Raw genomic sequence first — 14,867 nt, 5'->3', positions numbered from 1 at the left:
ACAGGTTTCTGATGCAGTCAGAGGCATGAAGTTCAAATCGCATATGGACAAGGCGCTGGTCGAGGCGCGCGCCGCAGCAGATCGCGGAGAGGTTCCGGTGGGGGCCGTGATTGTCGCAGCCGACGGCCGGATCGTGGCCGCAGCGGGCAACCGGACGCGCGAATTGAACGACCCGACCGCCCATGCTGAGATTCTGGCACTGCGCGCGGCCTGCGCCGAGGCTGGTTCCGAACGGCTGCCGGATCATGATCTTTATGTCACGCTGGAACCCTGTGCGATGTGCGCGGCGGCATTGGCTGCGGCGCGCATCCGGCGCATCTACTATGGCGCCGCCGATCCTAAATCCGGCGGAGTGGCCCATGGTGCGCGGGTGTTTACACACAAACAGGCGCACCACGTCCCTGAGATATACGACGGCATCGCAGGGCGGGAGGCCGCCGATCTTCTGAAGGAATTCTTCGCTGCGCGACGCGATCCTAGAGAGTGATGGGTTTCATCAGTTCGGGTTCGACTACGTCGACCCCCGGCAACCCATCGATCAGCGCATGGGCGGATTGTTCCAGAATCGGAAAGGTTTTGTAGTGGCAGGGAATCACGGTCTTGAAGTTGAAGTACCTCTTGGCCGCATAGGCCGTCGCTTTCATGTCCATGGTGAAATGGCCGCCCGCCGACAGGATGCCGATATTGGGTTTGTAGTAATCCCCCATCCATTCCATATCCGCCATGATATCTGTGTCGCCGGAGACGTATAGCATGTGCCCTTCAGAGGCGATCATGAAACCAACTTCGCTGCCACCGGTGCGCAGACCGTCTGGCGTCGAGAAGGTCGAGCTGTGAGACGCCGGAACCATCGACACCATGACCCCGTTCAGGTTCACCGTGCCGCCCTTGTTGAAACCTATGGTCTCAAGCTCTTCGGCCTCGCTCCAATACCCCATCAGGTCATACTGACCCACCACCGGCACCTTGAGGTGCTTGGCCAGTGACATTACGTCAGCGACGTGATCGAAATGCGTGTGCGTCAGAAGAATATGCGTTGCACCGTCCAATGCGGCGTCGTGCTGATCTTCGGACAGCACCGGATTGCCGGTCAGCCACGGGTCAATCAGCAGAACCTGCCCTTCAGTTTCGATACGAAAACTGCCGTGCCCCAGCCAGATGATGTTCATGAAAACGTCCTCCCAAAACAAACTCTTGGCATCAACCTAGCATCGGATATGTAAAAGTTCATGGACTGGTTTCAGGAAATAGACGGATATTGCGAGCGCCTGTCGCCCGCCTATTGGGCCGAGCCGATCAACGCGGTGACAAACGCAGCATTTCTGATCGCGGCGTTCATCATGTGGCGGCGCGTGCGCGGGCAGGGGGTGCCTCTGGCGATGGGGCTGGTGGTCATCCTCGCGGTGATCGGGGTGGGTAGCTATCTGTTCCACACCCATGCGCAGGTCTGGGCCGCAATGGCCGATGTCGCGCCGATCCTGCTGTACATTCTGGTCTATATTTTTGCGATCAATCGGGATGTCTGGCACATGCGGCCAGTCTATGCTCTGATCGTCACCGTCCTGTTCGTGCCTTATGCCGCAGCTACGGTCCCTTTGTTCCAGTTCATTCCGGGTCTGGGTGGATCGTCGGCATATGCTCCGGTGCCGCTGCTGATTCTGATCTACGCATTTTTGCTGCGCAATCGCGTCCCCGAAACAGCGTGTGGCTTTGCGATCGGGGCGGGCATCCTGATCGCCTCTATCACCTTCCGGGCACTGGACGAACCCCTTTGCGCCCAGCTTCCGCTGGGCACACATTTCATGTGGCACATCCTGAACGCCACAATGCTGGGCTGGATGATCGAGGTCTATCGCAGGCACATGGCCCGCGCGTCTCAGTCTTGAAACGCAGCTACCAAATGCTCCGGCAGTTCGAATTCAGACAAGACCCGCGCCCGGCCCTCGGTCGACATCTTGCGGGCGGTCTTTTCGACGATCCTCTGGATTTTTTCGGCTGAGTGTTTCTCGGCAAAGGGCGCAAAATACCATTTGAGGAAGACGAAACAGATGACGTCTTCCAGTGCCTGAACATCGTCATCTCGCTTGATGCCCTGTTTGCGCAGCATGCGCCCTGCGGCTTCGACCTCATCGTTGCTGTAACCTGCCTGTTCCATCATCGCCATAACGACCTCGGCGTGATGGACAGCTTGCGCCTTGCGCCAGGCGAGGTATCCGGCCCGGCCTTCGGGGTATTCGCTGCGTGCCAACTTCCAGCGTTCGACGTGCTGGCCCCGGGCAGCTATCTGCAACACATCTGAAGCATCTGGGAAAAGTCGGTCCAATTCGGTGCTCATGCGCTGGCCGTACAGCAACTCGACCGGTTGGCCGTCTTCAAGGTTGGGATCTTGGGTATTGGCCGCATCAATTGCGTCCAGAACTGCTTGTTTGCGCGCGCTCATCTACTGCTCCGTTGGCTTGCCGAACCTGATTTTTGTTCGACGGATCACTTTGATCACCCTAGCGGTTGGACGCAATATGCGCAGCAGTCAATTGCAGTTTTTCCGGGCCGGACGTCGAATACCCGACCCGGACAGGGGGTCATATCATTTACCCAATTTGGCCTGATCCTGCGTGACAGGCTGAGAGACAGTCTCGGGGAAAGTCAGGTCGCGCGTCAGGGTGTTCATGGTGGGGCCAAAGGCCTGCGCCTGGGCAACAAGAACAGTGGTGGACAGTACTAATGCAGTCATGAACGTTTTCATTGTCTTTCTCCGTTTGAGGCTGTGCCGTACCTCATGAAATGAACCGTTCAGTATACATTTTCAATGGCAAAAATGAACTAAACGGTTTACTTTTGCGCATAGGGGGTATGCAAAATTGAATGGCAGCTGCGGTGATCTGCACGAACGAGGCCATATCCTCCCTTCCATGCCCTTGCGACCTGAGCATCGGACAGGTAAATGCCCCTTAACGCATATGAGGTTTTCCGATGTCGATTGACCAAAACACCGCCGCCAAGGTGGCCAAACTGGCCCGGATCAAGGTCGAGGATGACGCGCTGCCCGCGCTGGCGTCCGAGTTCAACACCATCCTCGGCTTCATCGAACAGCTGAACGAAGTGGACGTCGAAGGTGTCGAACCGATGGTCTCGGTCGAGCCGATGCGACTGAAGCGTCGTGAGGACGTGGTCACCGACGGAAACCAGCAGGACAAGGTTCTGGCCAACGCCCCCGACGCGCGCGAGGGCTTTTTCGCAGTCCCCAAAGTGGTGGAGTAAGACATGAGCGATCTGAACAAACTGGGCCTGGCCGAGGCCCGTGACGCGCTACGCAAGGGTGACGTGACCTCGGTTGAGCTGACGGAATCCTGCCTGAAGGCCATCGACGAAGCCGACGCACTAAACGCTTTTGTCCACAAGACCCCCGAGATCGCGCTGGAACGGGCCAAGGCCGCGGATGAGCGGATCAAGGGTGGTGACGCACCTTCGATGTGTGGTTTGCCGATTGGCATCAAGGATCTGTTCTGCACCAAGGGTGTGCCGTCGCAAGCGGCCTCGAAGATTCTGGAAGGCTTCAAGCCGGAATACGAATCCACCGTGTCACAGCAGCTGGCCGACGCTGGGGCCGTGATGCTGGGCAAGCTGAACATGGACGAATTCGCCATGGGCTCGTCCAATGAAACCTCTGTTTACGGCAATGCGGTCAGCCCGTGGCGCCGTGGCAATGACGATGCACAGCTGACACCGGGCGGTTCGTCCGGCGGGTCAGCCTCGGCTGTCGCCGCCGACCTGTGTCTGGCCGCAACCGGCACTGATACCGGCGGATCGATTCGTCAGCCTGCAGCGTTCACCGGCATCACCGGCATCAAGCCGACCTATGGTCGTTGCTCGCGTTGGGGCATCGTAGCGTTTGCGTCCTCGCTGGATCAGGCCGGACCGATGACCAAGAATGTGCGTGACGCGGCGATCATGCTGGAAACGATGTGCGGTCACGACCCCAAGGACTCGACCAGCGCTGAACTGGCCGTGCCGAACTTCGAGGCGATGCTGACTGGTGACATCAAGGGCAAGAAGATCGGTATACCGAAAGAATACCGTATGGATGGTATGCCCGCCGAGATCGAAAAGCTCTGGGCTGACGGTGCCGAGATGCTGAAAGCTGCGGGTGCCGAGATCGTCGATATCTCGCTGCCGCACACCAAATACGCTCTGCCTGCGTATTACGTGATTGCCCCGGCCGAGGCGTCCTCGAACCTTGCGCGCTATGACGGTGTCCGCTATGGCCGCCGCGCGCAGCTGGCGCAGGGTGACGGCATCACCGAGATGTACGAGAAAACCCGCGCCGAGGGCTTCGGCCACGAGGTGCAGCGCCGCGTCATGATCGGCACCTATGTGCTGTCCGCAGGTTTCTACGATGCCTATTACAACCGCGCGCGTCGTGTCCGTACCCTGATCAAGAAAGACTTCGAGGATGTCTTCGCCGCAGGCGTCGACGCGATTTTGACCCCGGCCACGCCGTCCGCCGCTTTTGGCTTGGGCGAAATGACCGAAGCCGATCCGGTTCAGATGTACCTCAACGACGTCTTCACCGTGACAGTGAATCTGGCCGGTTTGCCGGGTGTCTCGGTGCCTGCCGGATTGGATAAGCAAGGTCTGCCGCTTGGTCTGCAACTGATCGGGCGCCCGTGGGAAGAGGGTGATCTGCTGAACACGGCATACGCGCTGGAGAACGCAGCCGGGTTTGTGGCCAAGCCGGGCAAATGGTGGTAAGCCTCGGGTCAGGCAAGACAACGCAAGACGGAGCAGCTGGATGCGCTTTACGCTTCTGATTCCCGCAATCGGATTGGTGGCCGCCTGTGATACGGTGGCGCCGGTGGGTGGCCCGGATTTCAACACGCCGACTTATCAGGCGCAGCGTGAGGCGCAGTTGGCGGGGCAGGGATATACCGGAAACCCGCTGCTTGGCCCAGTTGAGGTGTCCGAGCAGCAGCTTGGCGCGCCCGGGGCTGGTGCTCCGTTGCCAGCCGGCGAGAATGCTGACCTTGCCTCGGCAACGGCGGCAGCTTTGGCCAGTACGTCAGGGCAAAGCACTTACGAACCGTCACCCGTTGAGGACCCCATCAACAACACCATTTCGGACGAACAGGATTTCGAGGCGGTCTCTGGCCGTCGCACCATCGAATCTGACGCAGCGCTGATCGAACAGAATCGCCAGACCTATGAGGTTGTTGCGCCGACCGCCGTTCCGGCACGGGGTTCGGATGGTCAGCCCAACATCGTGCAATACGCGCTGAACACGTCGAACCCGGTCGGAACGCAACTCTTTAGCCGTGCCGGGTTCAACCTGCAGGCCAAGGCGCAGCGCAATTGCGCGCGCTTCCCGTCGGCCGACCAGGCCCAGATTGAGTTCCTTGCAAATGGCGGCCCCCAGCGTGACCGCAAAGGCCTCGATCCGGATGGTGACGGTTACGCTTGCGGCTGGGACCCCAGCCCGTTCCGCAGTGCCGTTAACAACTAAGCCGCTGACGCCGATCTGGCACCCGTCCCCCAATTTCGGTGAGCGCAGAGATGGGCTTAATCCCACCTTGATCGTGCTTCACTACACAGCAATGGACAGCGCCAGTGCTGCTCTGGATCGATTGTGCGATCCTGCTCATGAAGTCTCGGCACATTATCTGATCGGCTCTGACGGCACGCTCTGGCAGATGGTTCGCGAAGAAGACCGCGCCTGGCACGCAGGCGCGGGCGAATGGAACGGCCAAAGCGACATCAACTCCCGCTCAATCGGTATCGAACTAGACAATACCGGGGCACATCCGTTTTCAGAGCCTCAATTGGCAGCGCTTGAAACCCTGTTGCACCAGATACAGAAGCGGTGGTCGATCAGCCCGGATCATGTGATCGGCCATTCCGATATGGCTCCGGGTCGAAAATGCGACCCTGGCCCCCGATTCCCATGGCAACGAATGGAGCGTTTGAACCTCGCAGGCCGCCGCGGTGAAGGTAAGGGGCCGCAAAACGCAACGATCCAATCGTTCCGGGCTTCGGCCCGCGCCGCAGGGTATTCCTCTGAGGTGGACGATGACACGCTGTTGGCTGCAGTACGGCTCAGGTATCGTCCCTGGGCCACCGGCGGTCTTCACCCCGCCGATTTCGCACCACTTGTTACGTAAGTCCTGATCCGCCTTCATCTGGTCCCTTATTGACCTAACCTCTTGACGCCACCCAGACCACAGCATACCCACCGCACTGCGCGGAGGGCCGGATGGCCGCTGGGGTGTACGCCCGAGAGGAAAGTCCGGACTCCACAAGACAACGGTGCCGGGTAATGCCCGGGCGGGGCAACCCGACGGAAAGCGCCACAGAAAACAGACCGCCGCACCTTTGTTGAGGTTCGCCTCCGGCAAAGCGCGGTAAGGGTGAAACGGTGGGGTAAGAGCCCACCGCGCCGCTGGCAACAGCGGCGGCACGGCAAGCCCCACCGGGAGCAATGCCAAATAGGGTCCCCGCGCGGGCCGGTCGGCGTCCGCCGATACCGCCGCTAAGCGCGTCTTGGCCGAGAGGGACCGGGTTGGCAGCTTGAGCCGCGCAGCAATGCACGGCCTAGAGGAATGGTCATCGAAGGGGGCAACCCCGGAACAAGATCCGGCTTACAGGCCCTCCGCGCGTCTTTCCGATCACTTGCCCGGTGGCTTATAGGCGCCGGTCAGTTTTGCGGCTTTCTTGGTCACGGTGACAAAGTCCTTCGCCCTCCAGGCGCGTACCGTTTGGACTTTCGACACCGCGCCTGATGCGGCAACGGCCATCCCAACAGCCACAGCATCCGTACCGTCCGGGGCTTCGCTGATGACCACCACGTCATTTTCACCCGTCGTCATATAGAATCCCAAAAGCTTACCGCCGACCTTTTTCAGCAAAGCCCTGACAGGGGCCGTACGGTCCACAGGCTTTTTCAGCATCCCCTTGACGCCATCCTGCGAATAGGACGCATATGTAATGAAAATTGGCATGTCTACCTCCTGTAAAAAGTTGATCCAGGACCTTTAATCAGGCTGGTCCTATAGCCCTCTTGCGATTGTCAGCCTGTCGCAGTCTGTTGGGTCCGCGATCAGTCAAACGTCCACAGCGTTAAATGCGGCTCCGGTACCAGGTGCACGCCATGCTGCCCCGGGAGATTGAGGGCAGGCTGATAGCTCTGTCCGCCCGTTTCCACGCGATGGCATTCAAGCCTGATTGGCAGGAGAAAAGGTGTCCGGTGGGGCACCACGGAGGCGATAATCTGGACCGGGCACGCCCTGTATGTTCTTCCCGGTTCCAATTCCGGCCGATCGGGGCAATCCACGACATGCCACGGCGCCATCTCGTCGGTGTCTTCACCTGTCATGCCCCCCAAGTGATCATTAAAACTCTGCTGGCAGAGCGTCTCGCCTGGACGTGGCGCCTCGGGGTGCGAGCCTGTTATCGGCTTCTTTACTGGGGTTTAATCGCGCGACCATATCACAGAACCGTGAGCCAGCCAAACAGGGGCAAACCTCAAGCGCATGATTTGTGCGCTTTACGGGCGGAATTCGGTTGACTCAGCCGCGCGACCGGGTAAAAGCGCACGCTCATAGGAATTCAACCGAAAGGCCCCTGCCTTTTCGGACGCAGGAGATAACCATGGCGAAGCCGACGACAATCAAGATCCGTCTGAACTCGACCGCGGGCACGGGCCACTTCTACGTGACCAAGAAAAACGCACGCACCATGACCGAGAAAATGACCGTTCGTAAATACGATCCGGTCGCTCGGAAGCATGTCGAGTACAAGGAAGGCAAGATTAAGTAATCTGCCGTCCAGCTTGGACATTTTCAAAGGGTTCTGCCTTGGCAGGACCCTTTTTCATTTCGGTTCATTTTGTGGACGGTTCTTCATGGCGTCTCGCGCCGTTGCAACGAAGCATCAGCGGGCAGGGCAATCGGTTTTGCGGTGGGTTGCTTTTTGCAGGGGCTTACCCCTACGCTTCAACAAACTGTTCCAAAATGTTGGCCGTCATGAAAAAAATCTTGTTATCCACAATAACCGTTCTGGCCCTAGCGGCCTGCGAGGACCCCTATAACCGCGAAGGCGTCGGGTTTACGGGGATCGATGGTGAACCCCGCTCCATCTCGGATGTGCCGGGTGCGGCGGCCTTCCTGCCGCCTGCGACGAACGTACCGGCTGAACTGGCCGTGCTGCCTGCAGTTCCCGTGGTGACCGACCAGACCGATGCCGAGAAAGTTGCCCGTGTCGCAATCGACAACGGCGGACGCAGCGACACCGACGCGGTGGTACTGACCGGGTCTGACACCAACCTGTTCCTGAGCACGGTCAACGTGAACGGTACTCTGTTCGGCGTCCTGCGCACAGCGAACAACAGCACCCGCGTGGACAACAAGGTCGGCGCAACGTTTGGCCGCGATGCCGAGCAGTTTACCGGCTGCCTGCCAGCGGGTGACGTATTCCGCAAGGGATCTTCCGAGCGCAGTTCGGGTTTTGCAGTGGCGCTGAACTGCAGCTAAGCGACTGACAAATGTTGGGTTGAGGTCCCGTTTGGACGGGGCCTTTTTTGTGCAGGCGCCTTAGCTACAGAACTCGGCGCGTTTCAGGCGGACGGATGTTCGACAAAAAGAAAGGGGCGGGCCGTTGCGGGCCCGCCCCATTTGATTCTGTACTGGCGGCCAGCTTTATTCTTGCTGCCCCATGAACATCAGCAGGAACTGGAACATGTTCAGGAACGAGATGTACAGGCTCAGCGCGCCGTCAATAGCCGCTTTGTCCAGCCATTCCTGATCACCGTGGGTTGCATGTGCAACGTAGGTGTTCTTGATGTCCTGCGTGTAGAACGCGGTCAGCCCAGCAAAGATCAGAAGGCCAATCGCCGAGATTGCCAGCATCATCGGTCCCGACTGCAGGAATAGGTTGATGACCATAGCAACCAGCAAGCCGATCACACCCATGATCAAGAAAGTACCCATGCCGCTCAGGTCACGCTTGGTGGTGTAGCCAAACAGGCTTAGGCCCGCAAATGCGATAGCCGTAACAAGAAAGGTCTGCGTGATCGAGTAGGGGGTGAAGATCATGAAGATCGAGCTCATCGACACACCCATCACTGCGGCGAAGACGAAGAAACCCAGTTGAACCGCAGCGGCGGAGCCACGCCGCATCAGGGCGCCCCAGCCAAACAGCAAGAAACCAAGCGGCGCGAACATCACGACCCATTTGAGCGGGGTCAGAAACAGAGTCTGTCCCAAGCCGGTCAGGTAACGATCCGTGCCGATTTGAATACCGGTGGCGGTCGGGTCTGCGGTCACTGCAAGCCCGGCAATCGCCCAAGCGGCGAGTGCCGTGATCAGCATGCCCACGGACATCGTGCCGTAAACTTTGTTCATATGGGCGCGCAGGCCCTCATGGATCTGGGCAGCGCGCGCGCCGGCCGCCGTCCGGATCGTGTCAAATTGTGCCATAAAAGGGTCTCCCTTCACATCATTCTTGTCGCGGTTCGAAATTCGAACCCCGTTCCACGCAAATATCGGCAACTGCGGGTCACGTTTCAAGGGTTTAGCGCCGGAATCCAGCTAAAACACGAAACAAAAATGGCGACCTGCGGGTGCGGGTCGCCATTCATGGGGAAAAGATGAATGTCAGAGTCATTTTTGCCAGAATTCCGGCGCATCCCAAATGGGGCGGGCCGCTTCTGCTTCGGCCTGTTCGCGGGTGATTCCGATATCTTCTAGCGCCCGGGCGTCCAGCCTTGCCAGGGTGCGTCTCTGACGGCGCAGGGAAAACGCATCTCGTAGCAGGGTCAGGCCAAATCGGCGGCGGGGCGGGCAGTGTCTGTCAATTGCGATTTGGGTCATAATGTTTGTCCTTTCATCGATCCTCGATGAGTTTTCGCTGTCTCATCAAGTTCCTTGATTTATATGGCGCGTTATGACACATTTTGAAAATGAATATTTATGAAGTGATACATAAGGATTCGTGAAGATGCGAAATCTGGACATTACGACTTTACGCTCGTTCGTGGCGGTGGCGGATCAGGGCGGTGTGACGCGTGCTGCAGGTTTCCTGCACCTGACGCAATCCGCTGTTTCGATGCAGTTGAAGCGGCTTGAGGAGCTGCTGGGGCTTGAACTGTTGGATCGCAGCGGCCGGACCATCGCGCTGACCGCGTCAGGTGAGCAGCTGCTGGCCTATGCCCGCCGCATGATCGCGCTGAATGATGAGGTGATCTCAAAACTCACCGATCAGGCGTTTGAAGGTGAGGTGGTTCTGGGCGTGCCGCATGACATCGTTTACCCGGCGATTCCCCGGGTGTTGCAGCGATTCAACGCGGACTTCCCGCGAGTGCGGGTGCAGTTGGTGTCTTCGTACTCAATGCAACTGAAGGATATGCTCAAGCGCGGCGAGTGCGACTTGATTCTGACGACCGAAGCAAACAGGGGAGATGGCGCTGAAACTGTCGCGGAATTGCCGCTGCGCTGGATTGGTGCGCCCGGCGGTTCGGCCTGGCGTAAACGGCCGATCCCCATTGCGGTGGGTCGTCGCTGCATGTTCCGGCCGCAGATGATCGCGGCACTGGATGAGGCCGGCCTTCCGTGGGAGCTGTCGGTGGAAACTGAAAACGACCGCACCATCGAGGCTACCGTGTCTGCCGACCTGGCGATTCACGCCATGCTGGACGGAACAGAAGCCGCGCATCTGGTGCAAATCGACGACGGCGGCGTGCTGCCCACCCTGCCTGCGCATATGATCAACCTGTACGGAGGTGAACCCGGACGTGGCCCTGTGGTTGAGGCGCTGGCCGACCTCGTCCGGCAGAATTTCCGCATGCTAGGCAGTAGTCCTCTGAAGGCGGTTGTCGGCTAGGGCGTAATCACAACCTTGCCGGTTGCCGTGCGGTCGCGCAGCAGTTTCAGGCCTTTTTCGGCGTCCGACAGGGGCAGCACGTGGCTGATATGCGGCGTGATTTTCCCTTCGATGTGCCAGCGGAACAGCGTTTCAAAGCTGTTCTGCACGATCTGAGGCCGGAAGGTCAGGTATCCACCGATATAGAAGCCAATCACCGTCAGGTTTTTGACCAGTAGGTGGTTGGCGGGAATCTGCGGAACCTCTCCGCCTGCAAAGCCGATCGGCAGCAGGCGCCCTTCGGGGTTGGTGGCGCGGAAGGCGGCTTTGAAAACATCCCCACCGATCGCATCGTATACAACGTCCGCGCCGCCAAGTTCCTTGACGCGCGTGCGCAAATCTTCGGACGCGTCGATCAGGTGATCTGCGCCGGCTGCATGCGCCACGGCCAGCTTGTCCGCGCCCCGGGCCTGAGCGATCACGGTTGCGCCCATCAGCTTGCCGATCTCGACCGCTGTCAGGCCGACACCACCCGCGGCGCCCGTAACCAGCAGGGTCTCGCCGGGTTGCAGGTGGGCGCGGTGATCCAGTGCAATGTGGCTGGTGCCATAGGCGATCTGCATGGCCGCAGCGTCCTCGAAGCTCATCGAATCGGGCAGGGGAATCGCACGCTCTGCGTCGAACACTCCGAATTCCGCCAGACCGCCCTGACCGGAATAGACAGCGATCCGGTCACCTGGTTTCAAGTGCGATACGCCGGGGCCGGTTGTATCGACCACGCCAGCGATTTCCATTCCCTGCGTAAATGGGGCGGGGGGTGTATCCTGATATGTACCTTTCTGCATCAGCAGATCGGCAAAGTTTAGTCCGCAGGCTTTGATCGCCACACGCACCTGGCCTTCCAGGGGTTGCGGGATGTCAATATCACAAAGCTGTGCGACCGCACCTTGGGACGGAATTCTGTAGGCCAGCATGAAAGCACTCCTGTGGTTTGGCGCATAGGTTCGTTCCGCTCGGGGATTGTCAATCTCTTACCCGGTAAGCCCCGCAAGAGGGTGTGGCGGCCATGTCAGGCTTTCCCAATGGCAAGGACGTGTGCCAGACAGATTTGGCACAACCTTAAATCTCTGTTCGTGGAAACAGATTCAACCTTCTTGAAAAAATACTGAAAAAGCGCAATATTGTCTGGGGTGCTGATTTGGGGGCATGTTCCTGATTAGGGAGTGGTTAAGGGCGGCTTGCTAGTGTTGCGGTAGTAAAGGCATGTCGCGCACCCGAATTGGTTGTGTGTGTATTAGAGGAGTTTACCAATGACCCATCACGTCGATGTCCATGTGGGCAAGCGCGTCCGGCATCGCCGCTGGCTGATTGGCATGACCCAGCAGCAGTTGGCGCAGCAAGTTGGTATTAAGTTTCAACAGATTCAGAAATATGAGACGGGTGCCAACCGTGTCAGCGCATCCCGTCTGTGGGACATTGCCGAGGCATTGGACGTACCTGTCAGCTTTTTCTTTGAAGGTCTTGAAGAGGCTGAAAAAGAACCAACCGGCAAGAAATCGGTTCCGGCCGATCTGATGGGGGACAAGGAAGCTCTGGATTTGGTGCGTTCCTACTATGCAATCCCTGAAAATCAACGCCGCCGCCTGTTCGAACTTGCCCGAGTGCTGAGCGACGTCGCCTGAGCAAACGGGGTTGACTCTGGCACGCGCGAACCGCACGGGTAGCGCATGCGAGAGACGACATTGAGCGATCTGGATGTTGCCGAAGAAATGGCCGACGCTGCGCGCGAGGCCATTCTTCCATTTTTCAGACAATCCAATCTTGAAACCGACAACAAACTGGCAAAGGGTTTTGACCCGGTAACGGTTGCAGACCGGAACGCCGAACAGGCCATGCGTGCGGTTCTGGCCAAACACCGACCCAATGACGGTATCTTTGGGGAAGAGTTCGGCCAGGTTCCGGGCAGCAGTGGACGGACATGGGTTCTGGATCCGATTGATGGCACCCGCGGTTTCATCAGCGGCACACCCACATGGGGCGTATTGATTGCGCTGAGCAAACAGGACGGTCCGATCATGGGCGTCATCGACCAGCCCTATATCGGAGAGCGTTTCGTGGGGGCTGCCGATATCGCGCAAGTGACCGGCCCAACCGGCACGGCACAGCTGAAAACGCGTCCGACATCCAGTCTGGATCAGGCGATCCTGTTCACTACGTTTCCCGAGGTCGGCACCCCCGAGGACCGTGCCGGGTTCGAGGCTGTGGCGCAACACGTGCGCCTGACGCGTTTTGGTATGGATTGCTATGCCTATGCCCTGCTTGCTGCGGGGCAGGTTGATCTGGTGATAGAGGCGGGGTTGAACGCCTATGACATCCAGGCGCCGATTGCGGTGATCGAAGCTGCAGGTGGTGTTGTCACCGACTGGCAGGGCGGTCCGGCGCATGAAGGCGGGCGCGTGCTGGCGGCAGCGAATACCGTGTTGCACGCGGCGGCGTTGGAGGTTTTGCGCAAGCACTGAAAGTTATTGCCGGGTCTGAACCTGTCGGGTAGGGTTTGTCGGGCTGGTTCTTGTGCCCGTTTTCCGCCAGCAAATGCTCTTCTTGCACGAAACGGGTGTATCGCAAGGGGGGCGGAATGACCGAAATCCTGATCAAGAATGCAGGCACCATCCTGACGATGGACGATTCGCGCAGTGAGCTTTCTGGCGCGGATATCCTGATCCGCGGCGGACAGATCGAACAGATCGGCCACGGCCTGCAGACCGCCGGCGACGTTCACGATGCAGCCGGGTGCGTCGTGACGCCGGGCTTGGTGAACACCCATCACCACCTTTACCAAACCTTGACGCGCGCGGTGCCCGGCGGACAGGATGCGCTTTTGTTTGGCTGGCTGAAAACGCTCTATCCCATCTGGTCCCGCTTTGGGCCGGAGGAGATGTACGTCTCGGCCCAGATCGGCCTGGCCGATCTGGCTTTATCTGGATGCACGCTCAGTTCCGACCACCTGTACCTGTACCCGAACGGAACGCGGCTGGACGACACGATTGCCGCCGCCGCCGAGATTGGCCTGCGCTTTCACCCCACACGCGGTGCCATGAGCATTGGCGAAAGCGATGGCGGCTTGCCGCCGGACTCGTTGGTCGAAGGCGAGGCTGCGATCCTCGACGACATGATCCGAGTTGTTGATGCGTTTCACGATCCCTCCGAGGGTGCGATGTGCCGGGTAGGGCTGGCACCGTGTTCCCCGTTCTCGGTCAGTCGTGATCTGATGCGTGATACGGCGATCCTGGCGCGCGACAAGGGGGTGATGCTACACACCCATCTGGCGGAGAATGACGAGGACATCGCCTATTCGCAGGCGCAGTTCGGCTGTCGCCCGGGGCAGTATGCCGAGGATCTGGGCTGGACCGGCGCGGATGTCTGGCACGCCCATTGCGTCAAGCTGGACGGGACCGAGATTGACCTGTTCGCCAGAACCCGTACTGGCGTTGCCCATTGCCCTTGTTCCAATTGTCGACTGGGATCAGGTATCGCACCAGTCCGCGCCATGCGCGACCGCGGTGTTCCGGTCGGTCTTGGCGTGGATGGGTCGGCCAGCAACGACATCGGCAACCTGATCCTCGAGGCGCGACAGGCCATGTTACTGCAACGGGTCGCGAACGGTGCGGATGCGATGTCGTCCCGCGAAGCGCTGGAGATCGCGACACGCGGCGGCGCCGACGTTTTGAATCGCCCCGATTGCGGACGGTTGGAACCCGGCAAACGCGCCGACATTGCAGTCTGGGACACCCGCGGCATCGAAAGCGCAGGCAGTTGGGACACCGCGGCTCTGTTGTTGGCGGGTCCTGCGAAAGTGAAGCACCTGTTCGTGGAGGGACGTCAGATTGTGCGTGATTGTCAGATCACGACGATAGACCTGCCACGGGTCATCGAACGTCAAAACCATCGTGCAATGGCGTTGCAGCGGTAAGCTGGCATTCCTTGACTTTACCGCGCTCGGTTCGGCGAAGGATTTTTAGAGG

The 14,867-nt window shown here is 59.2% G+C and carries 19 protein-coding genes and 1 other RNA gene; 13 read left to right on the top strand and 7 right to left on the bottom strand.

What is annotated here, in order from left to right; genetic code table 11:
- The first annotated feature begins 25 nt into the window (after positions 1–25).
- Positions 26–487, top strand: coding sequence for a nucleoside deaminase (locus tag ACR0IK_RS07245; RefSeq protein ID WP_480640966.1), 462 nt, complete (start codon positions 26–28; stop codon positions 485–487).
- On the opposite strand, the gene ACR0IK_RS07240 is transcribed toward ACR0IK_RS07245, so the two are convergent.
- Positions 477–1,169, bottom strand: a complete 693-nt coding sequence (locus ACR0IK_RS07240) for a metal-dependent hydrolase (protein WP_480640965.1) — start codon at positions 1,167–1,169, stop codon at positions 477–479. The genes ACR0IK_RS07245 and ACR0IK_RS07240 overlap by 11 nt on opposite strands.
- A gap of 60 nt (positions 1,170–1,229) precedes the next feature.
- Between ACR0IK_RS07240 and ACR0IK_RS07235 the strand changes: the two genes are divergently transcribed.
- Positions 1,230–1,886, top strand: a complete 657-nt coding sequence (locus ACR0IK_RS07235; protein ID WP_480640964.1) for a ceramidase domain-containing protein — start codon at positions 1,230–1,232, stop codon at positions 1,884–1,886.
- On the opposite strand, the gene ACR0IK_RS07230 is transcribed toward ACR0IK_RS07235, so the two are convergent.
- Positions 1,877–2,440 carry a DUF4202 domain-containing protein gene (locus ACR0IK_RS07230; protein ID WP_480640963.1) on the bottom strand — a complete coding sequence of 188 codons (564 nt, stop codon included), beginning with the start codon at positions 2,438–2,440 and terminating at the stop codon, positions 1,877–1,879. The two genes, ACR0IK_RS07235 and ACR0IK_RS07230, sit on opposite strands and share 10 nt — an antisense overlap.
- A 144-nt stretch (positions 2,441–2,584) precedes the next feature.
- A complete protein-coding gene (locus tag ACR0IK_RS07225) occupies positions 2,585–2,743 on the bottom strand; it encodes a hypothetical protein (RefSeq protein ID WP_480640962.1) in 159 nt (52 codons plus the stop codon).
- 227 nt (positions 2,744–2,970) lie between these two features.
- Here ACR0IK_RS07225 and gatC point away from each other — a divergent pair, with 227 nt between their 5' ends.
- The 5 genes from gatC (at position 2,971) to rnpB (ending at position 6,648) form a co-directional block, all read left to right on the top strand.
- Entirely contained in the window at positions 2,971–3,258 is a 288-nt protein-coding gene (gene gatC, locus ACR0IK_RS07220; protein ID WP_480640960.1) for an Asp-tRNA(Asn)/Glu-tRNA(Gln) amidotransferase subunit GatC, read from the top strand.
- A 3-nt stretch (positions 3,259–3,261) separates the two neighbouring features.
- Complete coding sequence (gatA, locus tag ACR0IK_RS07215) at positions 3,262–4,749, top strand: Asp-tRNA(Asn)/Glu-tRNA(Gln) amidotransferase subunit GatA (RefSeq protein ID WP_480590077.1); 1,488 nt, start codon at positions 3,262–3,264, stop codon at positions 4,747–4,749.
- A gap of 40 nt (positions 4,750–4,789) precedes the next feature.
- On the top strand, positions 4,790–5,497 hold the full coding sequence (locus ACR0IK_RS07210) for a hypothetical protein (protein ID WP_480640959.1): 708 nt from the start codon (positions 4,790–4,792) through the stop codon (positions 5,495–5,497).
- Entirely contained in the window at positions 5,481–6,152 is a 672-nt protein-coding gene (locus ACR0IK_RS07205; protein WP_480640958.1) for an N-acetylmuramoyl-L-alanine amidase, read from the top strand. The genes ACR0IK_RS07210 and ACR0IK_RS07205 overlap by 17 nt, the downstream gene beginning before the upstream one ends.
- Positions 6,153–6,232: 80 nt before the next feature.
- Positions 6,233–6,648: RNase P RNA component class A (gene rnpB / locus ACR0IK_RS07200), an RNA gene on the top strand.
- A gap of 8 nt (positions 6,649–6,656) precedes the next feature.
- Here the strand turns inward: rnpB and ACR0IK_RS07195 are convergent.
- Positions 6,657–6,989, bottom strand: coding sequence for a GYD domain-containing protein (locus tag ACR0IK_RS07195; protein ID WP_480590071.1), 333 nt, complete (start codon positions 6,987–6,989; stop codon positions 6,657–6,659).
- A gap of 649 nt (positions 6,990–7,638) precedes the next feature.
- On the opposite strand from ACR0IK_RS07195, the gene rpmG reads away from it, so the two are divergent.
- Both rpmG and ACR0IK_RS07185 read left to right on the top strand, forming a co-directional pair.
- Positions 7,639–7,806: a 50S ribosomal protein L33 gene (gene rpmG / locus ACR0IK_RS07190; protein WP_005630270.1), complete on the top strand. Its 168-nt coding sequence runs from the start codon at positions 7,639–7,641 to the stop codon at positions 7,804–7,806.
- Positions 7,807–8,012: 206 nt separating this feature from the next.
- Entirely contained in the window at positions 8,013–8,519 is a 507-nt protein-coding gene (locus ACR0IK_RS07185) for a hypothetical protein (protein ID WP_480640957.1), read from the top strand.
- A gap of 165 nt (positions 8,520–8,684) precedes the next feature.
- On the opposite strand, the gene ACR0IK_RS07180 is transcribed toward ACR0IK_RS07185, so the two are convergent.
- A complete protein-coding gene (locus ACR0IK_RS07180) occupies positions 8,685–9,464 on the bottom strand; it encodes a Bax inhibitor-1/YccA family protein (protein ID WP_480590068.1) in 780 nt (259 codons plus the stop codon).
- 183 nt (positions 9,465–9,647) lie between these two features.
- Positions 9,648–9,857, bottom strand: a complete 210-nt coding sequence (locus tag ACR0IK_RS07175; protein ID WP_480640956.1) for a DUF1127 domain-containing protein — start codon at positions 9,855–9,857, stop codon at positions 9,648–9,650.
- A 127-nt stretch (positions 9,858–9,984) separates the two neighbouring features.
- On the opposite strand from ACR0IK_RS07175, the gene ACR0IK_RS07170 reads away from it, so the two are divergent.
- A complete protein-coding gene (locus ACR0IK_RS07170) occupies positions 9,985–10,866 on the top strand; it encodes a LysR family transcriptional regulator (protein WP_480590064.1) in 882 nt (293 codons plus the stop codon).
- On the opposite strand, the gene ACR0IK_RS07165 is transcribed toward ACR0IK_RS07170, so the two are convergent.
- The gene (locus ACR0IK_RS07165; RefSeq protein ID WP_480640954.1) at positions 10,863–11,819 is read right to left on the bottom strand and encodes an NADPH:quinone oxidoreductase family protein; all 957 of its coding nucleotides are present in this window, start codon (positions 11,817–11,819) and stop codon (positions 10,863–10,865) included. The two genes, ACR0IK_RS07170 and ACR0IK_RS07165, sit on opposite strands and share 4 nt — an antisense overlap.
- 336 nt (positions 11,820–12,155) lie before the next feature.
- Between ACR0IK_RS07165 and ACR0IK_RS07160 the strand changes: the two genes are divergently transcribed.
- From ACR0IK_RS07160 to ACR0IK_RS07150, 3 genes are all read left to right on the top strand, one after another.
- On the top strand, positions 12,156–12,527 hold the full coding sequence (locus ACR0IK_RS07160) for a helix-turn-helix domain-containing protein (protein WP_480590060.1): 372 nt from the start codon (positions 12,156–12,158) through the stop codon (positions 12,525–12,527).
- Between the two features lie 45 nt (positions 12,528–12,572).
- Entirely contained in the window at positions 12,573–13,364 is a 792-nt protein-coding gene (gene hisN / locus ACR0IK_RS07155; protein ID WP_480590058.1) for a histidinol-phosphatase, read from the top strand.
- Positions 13,365–13,480: 116 nt separating this feature from the next.
- A complete protein-coding gene (locus ACR0IK_RS07150; protein ID WP_480590057.1) occupies positions 13,481–14,815 on the top strand; it encodes an 8-oxoguanine deaminase in 1,335 nt (444 codons plus the stop codon).
- The last annotated feature ends 52 nt before the right edge of the window (positions 14,816–14,867 follow it).

Source organism: Ruegeria sp. BF7, from assembly GCF_056538605.1.
Note: the sequence above shows the minus strand (reverse complement) of the source record. Positions and strands in the feature narration are given on the sequence as shown.

What these genes read in the sequence shown, in the direction of transcription:
- ACR0IK_RS07245 (WP_480640966.1), top strand. Translation starts at nt 26, where the DNA reads ATGAAGTTCAAATCGCATATGGACAAGGCGCTGGTCGAGGCGCGCGCC.
- ACR0IK_RS07240 (WP_480640965.1), bottom strand. Translation starts at nt 1,169, where the DNA reads ATGAACATCATCTGGCTGGGGCACGGCAGTTTTCGTATCGAAACTGAA.
- ACR0IK_RS07235 (WP_480640964.1), top strand. Translation starts at nt 1,230, where the DNA reads ATGGACTGGTTTCAGGAAATAGACGGATATTGCGAGCGCCTGTCGCCC.
- ACR0IK_RS07230 (WP_480640963.1), bottom strand. Translation starts at nt 2,440, where the DNA reads ATGAGCGCGCGCAAACAAGCAGTTCTGGACGCAATTGATGCGGCCAAT.
- ACR0IK_RS07225 (WP_480640962.1), bottom strand. Translation starts at nt 2,743, where the DNA reads ATGAAAACGTTCATGACTGCATTAGTACTGTCCACCACTGTTCTTGTT.
- gatC (WP_480640960.1), top strand. Translation starts at nt 2,971, where the DNA reads ATGTCGATTGACCAAAACACCGCCGCCAAGGTGGCCAAACTGGCCCGG.
- gatA (WP_480590077.1), top strand. Translation starts at nt 3,262, where the DNA reads ATGAGCGATCTGAACAAACTGGGCCTGGCCGAGGCCCGTGACGCGCTA.
- ACR0IK_RS07210 (WP_480640959.1), top strand. Translation starts at nt 4,790, where the DNA reads ATGCGCTTTACGCTTCTGATTCCCGCAATCGGATTGGTGGCCGCCTGT.
- ACR0IK_RS07195 (WP_480590071.1), bottom strand. Translation starts at nt 6,989, where the DNA reads ATGCCAATTTTCATTACATATGCGTCCTATTCGCAGGATGGCGTCAAG.
- rpmG (WP_005630270.1), top strand. Translation starts at nt 7,639, where the DNA reads ATGGCGAAGCCGACGACAATCAAGATCCGTCTGAACTCGACCGCGGGC.
- ACR0IK_RS07185 (WP_480640957.1), top strand. Translation starts at nt 8,013, where the DNA reads ATGAAAAAAATCTTGTTATCCACAATAACCGTTCTGGCCCTAGCGGCC.
- ACR0IK_RS07180 (WP_480590068.1), bottom strand. Translation starts at nt 9,464, where the DNA reads ATGGCACAATTTGACACGATCCGGACGGCGGCCGGCGCGCGCGCTGCC.
- ACR0IK_RS07175 (WP_480640956.1), bottom strand. Translation starts at nt 9,857, where the DNA reads ATGACCCAAATCGCAATTGACAGACACTGCCCGCCCCGCCGCCGATTT.
- ACR0IK_RS07170 (WP_480590064.1), top strand. Translation starts at nt 9,985, where the DNA reads ATGCGAAATCTGGACATTACGACTTTACGCTCGTTCGTGGCGGTGGCG.
- ACR0IK_RS07165 (WP_480640954.1), bottom strand. Translation starts at nt 11,819, where the DNA reads ATGCTGGCCTACAGAATTCCGTCCCAAGGTGCGGTCGCACAGCTTTGT.
- ACR0IK_RS07160 (WP_480590060.1), top strand. Translation starts at nt 12,156, where the DNA reads ATGACCCATCACGTCGATGTCCATGTGGGCAAGCGCGTCCGGCATCGC.
- hisN (WP_480590058.1), top strand. Translation starts at nt 12,573, where the DNA reads ATGCGAGAGACGACATTGAGCGATCTGGATGTTGCCGAAGAAATGGCC.
- ACR0IK_RS07150 (WP_480590057.1), top strand. Translation starts at nt 13,481, where the DNA reads ATGACCGAAATCCTGATCAAGAATGCAGGCACCATCCTGACGATGGAC.